Genomic DNA, 14212 nt, shown 5'->3' on the forward strand with positions numbered 1-14212 from the left:
CGGCGCCGGAGCCTGCTCGTCGCCACGCCATCCGGCGCCTCGCCGCGCGTCCCGGATGCACGTTGGCGGACGGCCGTTGCCGACGGTCGGAAGGGAGGCTTTACAGCGCGATATCCGGTGTGCATACTGTGTATATGAAGTATACACAGATCGACCCCGAACTGCTTCTGTCGACCAGCGACAGCACGCCGATGTACCAGCAGATCGTCAACCAGATCACCACCAAGGTGATGGCCGGCGACTGGCCGGCGGGCCAGCCGTTGCCGTCGATCCGCGAGTTGGCCAGCGCCAGCCGGGTCAGCGTGATCACGGTCAAGCGCGCCTACGCGGAACTGGGTCAGGCCGGGGTGATCGTGACGCGGCACGGCATGGGTTCGTTCGTGGCCGAGTCGCCGAACCTTTCCAACAGCCTGTTGCACGCCGAGTTCACCCAGCACTTCGAGGCCATGCTGGCCTGCGCGCGACGGCTGGGCCTGTCGGCCGAAGACATCCGCCAATTGCTTGACGACGAACAGGCCGACTGGCCTGCCGAACCCACCAGGGGATCAACACCATGAGCACCGCCTTCGCCCTGTCCGGGGTGACCAAACGCTACGAAAACTTTGCGCTGCGGGACATCGACCTCAGCATGCCCGAGGGGCAGGTGATGGGGCTGGTGGGCGTCAATGGCGCCGGCAAGACCACCTTGCTGCGCATCCTCGGCGGCCTTGCGCTGGCCGACGCGGGCACGGTTGAAGTGCTTGGCCACGACATGCCGACGCAGCAGGTGGCCGCGAAGGCGGACCTGGGATTCGCCACGGAAGACATGCGCCTGTTCAGGACCCGCACGCTGCGCTGGCACATGGATTTCGTGCGTTCGATCTATCCGGGCTGGGACGAGGTCTACGCGGCCGAGTTGCTGCGCCGTTTCGACCTGCGCGCGGAGCAGAGGCTGGCCGGCTTCTCGCACGGGCAGCGGGTCAAGGCGCTGCTGATGCTCAATTTCGCCCGCCGACCAAAACTGCTGCTGCTCGACGAGCCCACCACGGGCCTGGACCCGGTCGCCCGCGACGAGGTGCTGGAAGCGCTTGCCGACGTATTGCGCGACGAGGCGCGCAGCGTGCTGTTCTCCTCGCACAACACCAAGGACATCGAGCAGATGGCCGACACCATCACCTTCGTTCACAACGGCACGCTGCTCGCCTCGCGGGACAAGGAATCCTTCCTCGACGACTGGCGCCGTGTCATCTGCCACGGGTCGTGGGTGCCGGACAAGGCCGCGTGGCCGGAGATCGCCGCGGTGCGCCAGAACGGATCGATCGTGGAACTGAAGGTGCGCCAGTTCAGCGAGGGCCTGCTGCAGCGCATGCAGACGCAAGGCGCGGACATCCGCAGCGCCGATCCGATGAATCTCGAAGACATCTTCGTTACCACCGTACGCGCTGGAGGTGCGGCATGAATCGTTCCCGACTCAACTGGCCGGTGATCAGGCTGCTGGTGGCGAAGGACTGGCAACTGTTCCAGAAGCAGCTGGCTGCGTGCGTGCTCGGCGGCATCGTGGCGTTGTGCCTGATCGGCATGGCCACCGGCTGGAGTTTCTACCTGGGCTCGCTGCTGCTGATCATCATGCTGGTGTGCACCTCGTGCTTCTCGATTTCGAATTCGTTGCTGGTCGAGCGCAAGGAGCACACGCTGGCCTTCGTGATGAGCCTGCCGGTGACGCCGCTGGATTACTACCTGTCGAAGCTGGTCGGCAACCTGGTCACCTTCCTCGTGCCGTTCCTGGCGATGCTGGCCGGAACCGTGCTGGTGATCCTGTACACGCCGCTGCCGGACGGGTTGGTCGTGCTGTCCTTGCTGATCTTCGGACACGTGTTGCTGGCTTATGCCGTGTCCCTGAGCGTGGCCATGGCGGTGGAGTCCGAGGGCTGGAACATCTTCGCGATGATCGGCAGCATGCTGCTGATCAATCCCCTGATCATGCTGTTGGGGCAGATCCCGGCGATCAATGATCACGTCAAGGCCGACACGATTTATTTCGCTCCCGTCGCGGTGGCGATCCTGCTGGCCCAGGCGACGCTGAGCGTGGTTGTGCTGGCGGCAACCGGCTGGGTGCACTGCCGGAAGAAATCCTTCTACTGAGCTGATCCACCGTTCCCGCTGAGCGCAGCCCGCGCAGCGGGCGGAGTCGAAGCGCCTTCGCGTCCCTGGCCTTCCTGGAATCCGGCCAGGGAAAAGGCGGGGCGCAGGGCAAGAACCCACTCGTCAGTCCGACAGATCCGTTCGGGGGTTTCGCCATGCACGACACCGTGCGTTTTCACTACATGGACAACCTGCGCGCGCTGGCGATGCTGGCCGGGGTGGTCTTCCACGCCGCGCTGGCCTACAGCCCGCTGCTGCACCCGTATTTCCCCACGGCCGATCGCGCGCAGTCGCCGGCCGTCGACCTGGTCATCTGGTTGCTGCACCTGTTCCGCATGCCGCTGTTCTTCGTGGTCGCCGGCTTCTTCGCCGCGATGCTGCTGAACAAGCGCGGGATGGGTGGCCTGATTCTCAATCGGCTCAGGCGCATCGGGTTGCCGCTGGTGATCTTCTGCCCGCTGGTGATCGCCGCGATGAGCTACAGCACGCTGCAAGCCGCGGCGTACGTGCAGAACCCGTCGCCGGTCCTGCTGATGATCCGGCAGTTCTCGCAGATGGCGAACCCGCCAGCGCCGCCACCGGGCACCGGGCATCTGTGGTTCCTCTACTACCTGCTGTTCTTCTACGTGCTGACCTGGGTGGCCCGAAGCCTGGAGCTGGGCAAGCCGGGCAACTTCGTGCGCGGCTTGAATCCCGCGTGGCAACTGCTGCTGTTTCCGGTGCTGCTGGTGCCGGCGCTGGCTTCGGTGAGCGCGCCGCATCCGGCACCGGAAAGCCTGTTTCCCCAGTTCTGGGCATTCGGCTTCTACGGGCCGTTCTTCGTTTTCGGCTACCTGCTGTCTGGCCACGAAGCTTTGATCGACCGGTTCCGTCGTTTCGCGCCGTGGCTGCTGCTGGCCAGCGTCGCGCTTTACGGTGCGTTCCTGTATCTGCTCAAGCGCCACGTGCCCACCGCCGCGGATCCGTCCGCCAGCGTGCCCATCGCGGTGATCGAGGCGTGCATCAGCGTCTGGATGACCTGCGTGTGCCTGGTCGCCGGCCGCTCACTGCTGAACCGCAGCAACCGCCTGTTGCGCTACCTGTCCGACGCATCGTACTGGGTCTACATCGTCCATCTGCCGATCCTGTTCGTGATCCAGTATCGGCTGATGGACATGGCGTGGGGGTGGGGTGCGAAGTTCGCGATCTCCGTCGTTGCGACCTTCGCGATCTGCCTGCTCAGCTACCACCTGCTGGTGCGCAAGACCGTGGTCGGCCGACTGCTCGGTGCCCGACTGCCGGTGGCGGGAAGGGCCGCGGGGGCGTGATTGGCGTCGACGCCGTTCGGGCGCAACCGGTCAATCCGCGTTGTCCGGCTCGAAGAAGCTCCAGCGTATGTCGGTGAATTCCGCCTTCATCGCGGCCTCGACGGTGTTGATCGCGGCGATCAGTTCGGGGTTGCCGGCGGTGGGCTGCATCCGCGCCTTCACCGCGACCATCACGTCGGGGCCCATCTGCAGGGTGATCAGGTTCAGCACGTCGGCGACTTCGGGGCGGTTTTTCAGGAAGCCCATCAGCTCGTCGCGACGGCGGGGTTCCACGCCCTGGCCGATCAGCAGGGCCTTCACCTCGATCGCCACCAGCACCGCCACCACGATCAGCAGCAGGCCGATCGCGATGGTGCCGGCGGCGTCGAACATCAGGTTGCCGGTGAGCATGGTGGCGCCGACGGCGACGGCGGCCAGGCACAGGCCGACCAAGGCGGCCAAGTCCTCGCCGAAGATCACCAGCAGTTCGCTGGAACGGGTCTGGCGGAACCATGTCCACAGGTCCTGCCCGCCGCGGGCCTTGTTCACTTCCTCAAGGCAGCCGCGCATCGAGATGCCTTCGACGACGATGCCGAACACCAGCACGCCCAGCGCCAGCCACGGCCACTTCAGCGGTTCCGGATGGGTGAGCTTGTGCACGCCCTCGTAGATCGAGAACATGCCGCCCACGCTGAACAGCAGGATCGCGACCAGGAACGACCAGAAATACAGGGCGCGGCCCCAGCCCAGCGGGAATTCGTCCGACGGCGGTCGTTTGGTCTGGCGGATGCCGAGCAGCAGCAGGCCCTGGTTGCCGCAGTCGGCCAGCGAGTGCACGGCTTCGGCCATCATCGCGCCGGAACCAGTGACGATGGCGGCGACGAGCTTGGCCACGAAGATGGCGAAGTTGGCACCCAGTGCGAGCAGGATGGCCTTGATCGGGTTGGCGTGGCCGGAAGACATGCAGCTTCAATCCATGGAATGAGGCTGCCCAGTTTACCGGTGGCGCAGAATTTTGCGCAGGGAGATCAGTGGATGCCCACGCCCACGCCCAGGCCGAAGCGGATGTTGTTGCGGCCCTTGTTCATTTCCTCGGCGGTCCACACGTGCGAGTGCATCACGCTGACCAGCGGGAACACGTAATCCGCTTCGCCGACCTTGCCGGCACGACTGCCGTCGAGCTTGCCGTCGACCGTCATCATCGCGCCGGCGGGATAGTCCAGCGGCTCCACGTAGCCCGGTATCACCGCGACGAAGCGGCCACTGCCGCTGTCGTTCGCCTTCGGCCGCTGCGAGGAGTCGAGCGGGTAGGCCAGCAGCTCGATCTCGCTGTGGTCGGCGAACACCTTGACCTGCACGATGCGGCCCCCCCAGACCACCTCGTTGCCGCTGAACTTCTCGGGCGTCTGGGCCACTTCGAACGGCGCGGCGGTGACGGTGCCGGCGCTGGTCTTGTAGATCGGTGCCGGCGCGCAGGCGGCCAGCATCAGCAGGGCGGCGGGCATGGCGAGGCGGGTCAGCAGGGAAGCAGGACGGATGCGCATGGACGTGCTCCTGGAGGAAGCCGGATGGGTGGATGCACCGAGCTTAGCGGCGGCCCGGCGGCCGCGGTAGTCGCGAGGCGGGCAGCGGGCTGGGGACGTTCAGCTGGCTGCCGGCTTCGTCCAGCAGCCAGTCGAGTTTCACTTCGGCCGGACGCTCCTGCGACAGCAGGCTGGCCAGCACGCGCAGCGGTTCGCGCAAGCTGTCGTCGAGGTTCCACGGCGCGTTGAGGATGACCATGCCCGAGCCGTTGAGGCGCAGCGGCGAATCGTCCGGGTGCACCAGCAATTCGGCGCGCAGGATGCGCTTGACGCCGCTGTGCTGCAGCTTGCGCAGGAACGGCTGCACCTGGCTGCGCAGCTTGATCGGATACCACACCGCATACACGCCGGTGGGCCAGCGCAGCAGGGCGGTCTTCAACGCCTGCTCGATCAGCTTGTATTCGGCTTCCTGCGCCTCGTAGGGCGGATCGATCAGCACCAGGCCGCGCTTCTCCTTCGGCGGCAGCAGCGCCTTCAGCGCCTCGTAGCCGTCGCGCTGGTGCACGTGCACCTGGGGATTGCCGCGGAACAGGTCGCGCAGCTTGGACGCTTCCTCGGTGTGCAGTTCGCACAACTGGGCGCTGTCGTCCGGGCGCAGCAGGCGGGCGACCTGCAGCGGCGAACCGGGGTACTGCTTCAGTCCCTGCTCGTTGCCCTCGCCACCCAGGATGCTGGCCCGCCAGCGCTGCAGCAGCGCCGGCACCTTCTCGGCCGGATGCAGGCGGGAGATGCCGTCCTTGTGCTCGCCGGTCTTCTTCGCCTCGAAACCGTCCAGCGGATAGTTGCCGCTGCCGGCGTGGGTGTCGATGTAGCAGAACGGCGCGGGCTTGGCCTGCATCGCCTCGATCAGGGCGAGCAGCACGGTGTGTTTCAGGACATCGGCGAAATTGCCGGCGTGATAGGCGTGGCGGTAATTCATGGCGGTCACGGCGGGCGGGGTGGCCGAGTATAGAGCGCCCGGCGCGATGTTCCCCGTGATCGACGGGCAGCCCGGGCGGAGCCTGCTCCAGAGTTGAGCTCGTCCGCAGCAGTCCGTAAGCTGCCGTGATGAGTTTTCCCCGGCGCCAGCTGTCGCATTCCCGGCCCTGCCTTGCACTGGCCTGGCTGGCCTGGCTGCTCCTGCTGGCCAGCCCGCTGCAGGCTGCACCGATGGCCATGGCTGCCGGTGTTGCGCATGGTGGCCATGCGGCGATGGCGCAGCATGGCGAGCTTGCCGCCGATGCCGGGATGGCGGACGACTGCTGTGCGGCGCAACCGCTTCCGGCGGGTGATGTCGCGCAGCACGCCTGTCACTGCGCCGCATGGTGCGGCAGCGCCCTGCCGGCATGGGCGCTGCCGATGCCCGATCGCGTCGCCATGCAGACGCCGCGGGCGACGCCGCGAAGCTCGTTCATGCCACACGGCGTGCACATGCGATTGCTGCGGCCACCCGCCGCCTGACTTTCCTGCGTGTCCCCGACCCCGGTGACGACTCGAGCTGTCGAGGCGAGCGTGCCGGGCAACCGTGACCGGCGTCGCGCGTCGACGTCGTGCTGGAGAGTTCCATGAAACCTCTTTCTTCCCGCCCCGATCTGTCGCGGCGGCGTTTCGTGCAGGGCGTCGCGCTGGGCAGCGTGGCTGCCGGCGCGGGACTGCTGCGGCCTTCCGACGCCTGGGCGCTGAACAGTCCCGGGCAACCGGTGGTGTTGAGCGGCACCGACTTCGCGCTGGACATCGTCGAGCGCAGCGTCAACTTCACCGGCGCGGCGCGGCCGGCGATCACCGTCAACGGCGGCGTGCCCGGTCCCCTGCTGCGCATGCGCGAAGGCAGCACGGTGAGCCTGCGCGTGAGCAACCGCCTGCGCGTGCCCACCTCGATCCACTGGCACGGCATCGTGCTGCCGTTCCGGATGGATGGCGTGCCCGGCCTCAGTTTCGACGGCATCGCGCCGGGCGAAACTTTCCTCTACCGCTTCCAGCTCCGTCAGAGCGGCACCTACTGGTATCACTCGCACTCGGGTTTCCAGGAACAGAACGCGCTGTACGGCCCGCTGGTGATCGAGCCGGCCGGCCCCGAGCGCCATCCGATCGACCGCGACTACGTGGTGATGCTCAACGACTGGACCGACGAGGACCCCGAGCGCATCTACGCCAGGCTCAAGAAGCAGAGCGACTACTACAACTTCGCCCAGCCGACCGCGGCGGATTTTTTCCGCGACATGCGCGAGAAGGGATTGTCCCGCGCGCTGTCGATGCGCCGGATGTGGAACGAGATGCGCATGAACCCGACCGACCTCGGCGACGTCTCCGGTCACACCTACACCTACCTGATGAACGGAGCGGCCCCCGCGCAGAACTGGACCGGCCTGTTCCGGCCAGGCGAGAAGCTGCGCCTGCGCTTCATCAACGGCTCGGCGTCCACGTTCTTCGACGTGCGCATACCCGGACTGAAGATGACCGTGATCGCCGCCGACGGGCAGGACGTCGAACCGGTGCCGGTCGACGAGTTCCGCATCGCGGTGGCCGAAACCTATGACGTGATTGTCGAGCCGCAGGAGGAGCGCGCATACACGGTGTTTGCCCAGTCGATCGATCGCGGCGGTTACGCGCGCGGAACGCTGGCGCCGCGTGCAGGGATGACGGCGGAGGTGCCGCCGGTGGACCGGCGCGTGTGGCTGGACATGCGCGACATGATGGGCGCCATGCCGCACGCCGGGCACGACGGTGGCCATGCCGCGATGCCCGGCATGGATCATGGCCGCATGGATCACGGCAGCATGGCCGCCGCACCGGCCGTGCACCACGCTCGCAGCGAATACGGTCCCGGCGTGGACATGCGCGTCGACACGCCGCGCAGCAACCTCGACGACCCGGGCGTCGGCCTGCGCGACAACGGTCGCCGCGTGTTGACCTATGCGTATCTGCACACGGTCGGCGGTCCGCTCGACGCGCGCGAGCCAGGCCGCGAGATCGAGCTTCACCTGACCGGCAACATGGAGCGCTTCATGTGGTCGTTCGACGGCATCCAGTACCCCGACGCCACGCCCATCCATTTCAACACCGGCGAGCGCCTGCGCATCGTGCTGGTCAACGACACCATGATGAACCACCCGATCCACCTGCACGGCATGTGGAGCGAGCTGGAAAATCCGGATGGCCGGTTCCAGGTGCGCAAGCACACGGTCAACGTGCAGCCGGCGCAGCGGATCAGCTACGCGGTGACCGCCGACGCGCCGGGCCGCTGGGCCTGGCACTGCCATCTGCTGTACCACATGGAGGCGGGGATGATGCGCGAGGTGGTGGTGTCATGACCATCCATCGTCGCGAACACTGGCTCATTCCATCGCGCTCGGCATGGCTGATCGCGCTGTTGCTGGCGCTGCCGCCGGCGGTCGAGGCGCAGAGCGCACCCGCTGCGTCGAGCAGCACGGCGCCCATGGCCATGCCGGCGATGCCCGGGATGGATCACGGCGAGATGCCGGGGATGGATCACCCTGCGGCGCCCATCGCTCCGACGGCACCCGACATGCCGGCGCTGGAGCCGCCGCCGACGTCGGGCATGCCCATGGCGCCGATGCAGGGCGGCCGCCCGCCTGCGGACGCACGCAGCGGCGATTACTCCGACGGCATCGCCGCCAGCCCGATGCACGCGATGCCCGTGCACGGACGCGCAGCGTCCGGCCTGCTGCGGATCGATCAGCTGGAGGCCTTCCATGGCGACGAAGACAACGGCCAGCGCTGGGATATCCGGGGCTGGTACGGCAACGACAGCGACAAGCTGTGGCTGCGCAGCGAAGGCGTACGCAGCGGCGGCAAGCTCGAGGACGGCGAACTGGAGCTGCTCTGGAACCACGCCACCAGCAGCTACTGGAGCCGCCAGCTGGGTGTCCGCCACGATATCGGCAACGGTCCGGCACGCAGTTGGATCGCCGTTGGCGTGCAGGGGCTCGCGCCGTACTGGTTCGAGCTGGAGGCGACCGCTTACGCCGGGGCCGGCGGACGGACAGCCGCGCGCCTGCGCGTGGACTACGAGTTGCTGTTGACCCAGCGGCTGGTGCTGCAGCCGGAGCTGGAGGTGAACCTGTACGGCCGGCGCGATCCGCAGCGCCGCTTGGGTGAGGGCGTATCCGACATCCAGTTCGGCCTGCGTTTGCGCTACGAGATCCGGCGGGAGTTTGCGCCCTATGTCGGAGTGGACTGGACACGTCGGGTCGGCGCGACCGCCGATTATGCACGGGACGATCAGCGGGCGGTGCGGGAGCGGCAATGGCTGGCCGGGGTACGGTTCTGGTTCTGAGATCGCGTATCGTCAGGGTGAGTCGACCCTTGTGGGCCGGTTGACGTATAACGGCATGGCACGCGTGGCGTGCCCTCGACGAACCCAACGGCAGGCGAGCTTGCAACTGATGCGACGGAGACGGACCTCACCGGGGTGGAGCCAACGCTGCGTGCTGCTGCTGGTGGCCGCGCTGCTGTCGCTGTTCGGCCTGTCCGCGTCGGCCCAGCAGTATTCGCTGACCACCTACGACCGCAAGTCGGGCCTGGAAAGCCAGGCGATCAACGTGTTGCTGCAGGACCAGCGCGGCTTCGTCTGGGCCGGCACCGAGATGGGCCTGTACCGCTTCGACGGCGGCAGCTTCGAGCGCATGGGTGCGGCGCAGGGCTTTGCCCGGGGCGAGTACGTCACCGCGATGGTGCAGAACCCGCGCATCGGCCAGCTGTGGGTGGCCACCCAGTCCGGCCTGCGCGTCGGCGACGGCCTGCACTTCAGCAAGGTGGAGCCGGCGGGACAACCGCTGGTGGTCGACGTGGGCCGGCAGATGGTCGCGCTGGATGACGGACGGCTGCTGCTGGTGAAGAACGACCGGCTGATGGTGCTTTCCGGCGGACATGGCGGGCAGGGCTGGCAGCTGCGGCCGATGTTCGACGAGGCGCAACTCGCCGCCGTGCCGCAGCTGCGCCGGATCACCGTGATCCACGCCACGCCCGGTCGCCTGTGGATCGGCTGCGATGGCTCGCTGTGCAGCGTCGATGACGCGGGCAAGGTGACGGTGCACGGAGAGGCCGAGGGCGTGCCTCGCGACAGCTGGACCGGCCTGCTGCTGGACAGCCACGGCAGCCTGTGGCTGCGCGGGGTGCATCACCTGCGCGAGCTGCCGGCCGGCGCCACCCGCTTCGTTCCGCGCGACCTGCCGGCAGGCGACATGGGCGTGGTGAGCGACAACGAAATCCTGGTGGAGGATGCGCAAGGCCGCGTGCTGACGCCGACCAATCGCGGCCTGGCGCGCTGGGAGGGCGCGGGCTGGACCTTGATGGACAGTACCAACGGCCTGCCCGACATCGAGATCACCGCCTTGCTGTTCGACAGCCATGGCACGCTGTGGCTGGGAACCTACGGTCGCGGCATCTCGCGCTGGAACGGTTACGGACTGGTCCAGGGCTGGGGCCGCGGGCAGGGTTTCGAGAGCGTGCCGAACTGGTCGATCCTGCGCTTCGATGCGCAGCACATCTGGTTCGCCAATGAGCTCGGCGGCAGCGTGCTGGCCGACGGCCAGACTCGCCTGCAGCCGTGGCCGATCCGCTTCGATCCGGCGCCGCGACAGATCCTCAGCCTTGCCCGCGCCAACGACGGCGCGATCTGGGCCGGCCTGTACGACCGCCGCGTGCTGCGCTACGACCCGGCCAGCCAGCGCACCACGCTGGCGGCCGAACTGCCCGCGTTCGTGAAGTTCCTGCATTTCGATCGGCAGGGTCGGCTGTGGATAGCCACCGTCAACGGCATCTACCGCATCGATCACGTCGACGCGCCTGCCGTGCGCATTCCGGCGACGCAGACCACCGACCAGCAGTGCTCGGACATCGCCGAGACCGCTGACGGAACCTTGTGGTTTGCCTGCAACGCCGGACTGCTACGCTTTGCCGGCGGGCAGTGGACGCGCATGGACACCGGCAGCACGAGCATCGCCTCGGGCTTCAGCGCGGTGGCGGTGGGCACCGATGGCAGCCTGTGGCTGGGCGCGAACGAGCCCGGGTTGTTCCACGCCGCGGTGAGCGGCAACCGGCTGTCGCTCACGCGCATCGTCGACACCTGGCTGGACAACACGCTGGTGTACTTCGTGCGCCGCGACCATCGGGGCTGGATCTGGGTGGGCGGCAGCGGCGGCGTGGATGTGTACGACGGCGCACGCTGGACCCACTTGTCGCAAGCCGATGGCCTGCTGTGGGACGAGACCAGCCAGAACGGATTCTTCGAGGATCGCGATGGCTCGATCTGGATCGCCACGGCGATCGGCGCCAGCCACATCCTGCAGCCGCAGGCCATGCTGGCCTATCAGCCCGGCAAGGTCCTGATCACCTCGGTGATGCAGGGATCGGCGCCGGTGAAGTCCGGTGACAGCATCCGTCTCGGCGGCCGGCACGCCGCGTTGACCGTGCATTACGCGCTGCTGGGGAAATCCTCGGGCGGACAGCCGCGCTACCGGTATCGACTGCAGGATTCGGAGTGGATCGAAACCGGCGCGAACGTGATCAATCTCGCCGGCCTGCCGTCCGGCGACTACCGCCTCGAGATCGAGGCGATCGACGACGACCACCGGACCGTCTCGCCGCCGGCCCAATTCGATTTCGGCGTGCCGCCGCCGTGGTGGCTGAGCTGGTGGGTCGGCCTGCTGGCGGTCTCGCTGCTGGCCTTGCTGATGGCGCTCAGCTGGCGCTGGCGTTCGCGCCGCCTGCGTCGGCACAACCGCCGACTGGAAGCGATGGTCGCCGATCGCACCGTCGAGCTCACCGAGGAGAAGCGTGAGCTGGAACGGGCCCGGGCCGAGCTGTACCACCAGGCCACCCATGACAGCCTCACCGGCATGCACAACCGGCGGGCGATTCTCGACCAGCTGGCGGCGCTGCTGGAACCGGGCCAGCGTCCGCTGCCCGGGCTCGCCGTGGGGCTGATCGATGCGGATCACTTCAAGCGCATCAACGATACCCTGGGCCACCAGGCCGGCGACGCCGCGTTGCTGGCGATCGCCCGTCACCTGCAGCTGCACGTGCGCGACGGCGACCGGTTGGGACGCTACGGTGGCGAGGAGATCCTGCTGCTGTTGCCCGGCATCGATCGCCCGCATGCCGAGCAGCGCATGCGCGACATCCAGACGGCGGTGAGCGCGGTGCCGCACCACTGGAACGGGCATGCGTTTGCGGTGACGCTCAGCATCGGCATGGTCTGGATCGGTGCCGAGGCGACTTCGGTCGAGGACCTGATCCGGCGCGCCGATGCGGCGCTGTACCAGGCCAAGAGCGGCGGTCGCGATCGCGTCGTGGTCGAGGCAGCGGGCGCCGACTGACGGTCAGTCGATGATGTTGTGGCTTTCGGTGGTGCCCAACAGCTCGGCCTGTTCCGGCATGCGCCGGCGCCGATGCAGCAGCGGGTGCATGAACACCGCAGCCAGGATCACCGCCACGCCCGCGTAAAACCACTGATCCAGCTCGTGCTGCTCGCCCAGCAGCACGATCGCCAGCACGATCGCGTAGACCGGTTCCAGGTTGGTCACCATCTGCGTGCCGAACGCGCTCATGTGGCGCAGCGCCACCAGCGCCAGCGCGAACGGCAGCAGGGTGCAGCCGAACGACAGCGCCAGCAACAGCAGCGCGTCGTGCGGGCCCGGCAGCACGAAGGCGGCCCCGACGTGCGGCAGCAGGGGCGCCAGCAGGGCGAGGAACACGGTGCCGGTGCCCAGCTCGATGAAGGTCACCGTGAGCGGATCGCCGTGTTCGACCAGGCGCTTGTTGAGCGAACCGAAGAACGCCACGAACAGCGCCGACAGCACGCCCACCGCGATGCCCAGACGCATGTCGTGGGGCACGCCGCCCACCACCATCACCACGCCCGGCACCACCGCCACGCCGATCAGCAGTTCGCGGGCGTCGAACCTGCGCCGGGCGACCCATGGCTCGATGAAGGCCAGGAACACCGGACCCAGCGCGATGCAGGTGGCGCCGACCGAGGCGTTCGACAGCTTGATCGCCGCGTAGAAACTGAGCCAGTGCAGCGACACCAGCACGCCGATGCCGGCATACGCCCAGATCAGCCGCGCAGGCATCGCACGCAAGCCGCGCCAGACCCGCGGCACCAGCAGCAGCGCCAGCGTGACCAGGGCCATCCGCCACAACACCAGCGGCAGGGCCGGCAAGGTGATCAGCTTGCCCAGGATCGCGGTGAAGCCCCACAGCAACACGCAGAAATGAATCTGCAGACGGGCCTGGTTGACGGCTTGCATGGGTATTCGCAGGGAAGGGCGGTGCGACATTCTAGCGTCCGCATCGGGGCAGGCGGATTCTTACAAGGCGTGTGCAATGGCCGGTTTGGCCGGGCCTGTCGCTGCATCGTGGTTTGAGTTTGCCTGCGGCTGTGGCAGATTGCCCGGACTGTCCTGCGCCGGGGAATCGCATGTCACGTAACCGTTGTGCCTGGATGGCGCTGTTGCTGCTGGGAGTGCTGCAGCTTCTCGCCGGATGCTCGAAGAAGCAGGAAGTCTCGCCGGCACCGATCAGCGGGGAAAGGTCGAAGGCCGGCGCGATGCTGGCCTACGAACATGTGCTGCGGATCAGGTTGCCCGGCGCCGAGATCGCCGGTCGCCTGGCGGCGGCCCGGCAGGCCTGTGAGACGGCCCGCTTCGGCGCCTGCAATGTGTTGCGCATCGAGCAGGCCGAACACGATGCCGAACTTGTCGTGCGGATCGTTCCGGACGGCGTCGAGCCGATGGCGAAGCTGGCCGCACAGGGCGGCGCGGTCGGATTCCGGCAGACCACGGCGGAGGATCTCGCTGATGCCGTCAACGACAACCAGCGTCAGCGCGAACTGCTCGAGAAGCATGGACAGCACCTGGCGGAACTGGCGGCACGCAAGGACATCGCCGTTGCCGATCTGATTGCGCTCAGCCACGAGCAGGCTTCGGTGGAGAGCCAGCTGCAATCGCTGCAGGCGGTGGCCGCCAACCAGCAACGCCGGCTGGATACCAATCGGCTCGAACTGCATTTCCGCGATGCCGGCACCTACTCGCGCAGCGGTCGTATGGGCGATGGTTTTTCCAGCCTGCTCGACGAAGCCACCGAGGGCGTGACCGATGCCCTGGGCTTGCTGGGCTATGGCCTGCCATTCCTGCTGCTGGCCTTCCCGCTGGCGCTGCTGTGGCGTCGGTTGTGGCGACGGTTTACCCGCCGCGGATCAACGCAGGAGCGTTGACGAGG

Annotated in this window: 13 protein-coding genes; 9 read left to right on the forward strand and 4 right to left on the reverse strand. The window is 67.5% G+C overall.

Annotation, left to right across the window (positions count from 1 at the left end; genetic code table 11):
* Positions 1 to 134 precede the first annotated feature (134 nt).
* The 4 genes from I6J77_RS06555 to I6J77_RS06570 all read left to right on the forward strand — a co-directional run bounded on the left by I6J77_RS06555 (position 135) and on the right by I6J77_RS06570 (position 3428).
* Entirely contained in the window at positions 135 to 557 is a 423-nt protein-coding gene (locus I6J77_RS06555) for a GntR family transcriptional regulator (RefSeq protein WP_204111007.1), read from the forward strand.
* On the forward strand, positions 554 to 1438 hold the full coding sequence (locus I6J77_RS06560) for an ABC transporter ATP-binding protein (RefSeq protein ID WP_204111008.1): 885 nt from the start codon (positions 554 to 556) through the stop codon (positions 1436 to 1438). The genes I6J77_RS06555 and I6J77_RS06560 overlap by 4 nt, the downstream gene beginning before the upstream one ends.
* The gene (locus tag I6J77_RS06565) at positions 1435 to 2121 is read left to right on the forward strand and encodes an ABC-2 transporter permease (RefSeq protein ID WP_056718686.1); all 687 of its coding nucleotides are present in this window, start codon (positions 1435 to 1437) and stop codon (positions 2119 to 2121) included. Before I6J77_RS06560 ends, I6J77_RS06565 begins: the two co-directional genes overlap by 4 nt.
* A 155-nt stretch (positions 2122 to 2276) precedes the next feature.
* A complete protein-coding gene (locus I6J77_RS06570) occupies positions 2277 to 3428 on the forward strand; it encodes an acyltransferase family protein (protein WP_204111009.1) in 1152 nt (383 codons plus the stop codon).
* A 30-nt stretch (positions 3429 to 3458) separates the two neighbouring features.
* Here the strand turns inward: I6J77_RS06570 and I6J77_RS06575 are convergent, their stop codons facing one another.
* The 3 genes from I6J77_RS06575 to I6J77_RS06585 form a co-directional block, all read right to left on the reverse strand.
* Positions 3459 to 4370, reverse strand: coding sequence for a cation diffusion facilitator family transporter (locus tag I6J77_RS06575; RefSeq protein WP_204111010.1), 912 nt, complete (start codon positions 4368 to 4370; stop codon positions 3459 to 3461).
* 65 nt (positions 4371 to 4435) lie between these two features.
* A complete protein-coding gene (locus I6J77_RS06580; protein WP_204111011.1) occupies positions 4436 to 4951 on the reverse strand; it encodes a Slp family lipoprotein in 516 nt (171 codons plus the stop codon).
* A gap of 43 nt (positions 4952 to 4994) precedes the next feature.
* Positions 4995 to 5909 carry a 23S rRNA (adenine(2030)-N(6))-methyltransferase RlmJ gene (locus I6J77_RS06585; RefSeq protein ID WP_056766045.1) on the reverse strand — a complete coding sequence of 305 codons (915 nt, stop codon included), beginning with the start codon at positions 5907 to 5909 and terminating at the stop codon, positions 4995 to 4997.
* 128 nt (positions 5910 to 6037) lie between these two features.
* Here I6J77_RS06585 and I6J77_RS06590 point away from each other — a divergent pair, with 128 nt between their 5' ends.
* The 4 genes from I6J77_RS06590 (at position 6038) to I6J77_RS06605 (ending at position 12309) form a co-directional block, all read left to right on the forward strand.
* Positions 6038 to 6430 (forward strand): hypothetical protein, encoded by a 393-nt coding sequence (locus tag I6J77_RS06590; protein ID WP_204111012.1) that lies wholly within the window; start codon positions 6038 to 6040, stop codon positions 6428 to 6430.
* Positions 6431 to 6534: 104 nt separating this feature from the next.
* Positions 6535 to 8280 carry a copper resistance system multicopper oxidase gene (locus I6J77_RS06595; protein WP_204111013.1) on the forward strand — a complete coding sequence of 582 codons (1746 nt, stop codon included), beginning with the start codon at positions 6535 to 6537 and terminating at the stop codon, positions 8278 to 8280.
* Positions 8277 to 9266, forward strand: coding sequence for a copper resistance protein B (locus I6J77_RS06600; RefSeq protein WP_204111014.1), 990 nt, complete (start codon positions 8277 to 8279; stop codon positions 9264 to 9266). The genes I6J77_RS06595 and I6J77_RS06600 overlap by 4 nt, the downstream gene beginning before the upstream one ends.
* A 151-nt stretch (positions 9267 to 9417) precedes the next feature.
* Entirely contained in the window at positions 9418 to 12309 is a 2892-nt protein-coding gene (locus I6J77_RS06605; RefSeq protein WP_239309208.1) for a diguanylate cyclase, read from the forward strand.
* Positions 12310 to 12312: 3 nt separating this feature from the next.
* On the opposite strand, the gene I6J77_RS06610 is transcribed toward I6J77_RS06605, so the two are convergent.
* Positions 12313 to 13242, reverse strand: coding sequence for a DMT family transporter (locus tag I6J77_RS06610; protein WP_204111015.1), 930 nt, complete (start codon positions 13240 to 13242; stop codon positions 12313 to 12315).
* A 170-nt stretch (positions 13243 to 13412) separates the two neighbouring features.
* On the opposite strand from I6J77_RS06610, the gene I6J77_RS06615 reads away from it, so the two are divergent.
* Positions 13413 to 14207, forward strand: a complete 795-nt coding sequence (locus I6J77_RS06615; protein WP_239309209.1) for a DUF4349 domain-containing protein — start codon at positions 13413 to 13415, stop codon at positions 14205 to 14207.
* Positions 14208 to 14212 lie beyond the last annotated feature (5 nt).

This window comes from Rhodanobacter sp. FDAARGOS 1247 (genome assembly GCF_016889805.1).
In the GTDB taxonomy this organism is placed as follows: Bacteria; Pseudomonadota; Gammaproteobacteria; order Xanthomonadales; family Rhodanobacteraceae; genus Rhodanobacter.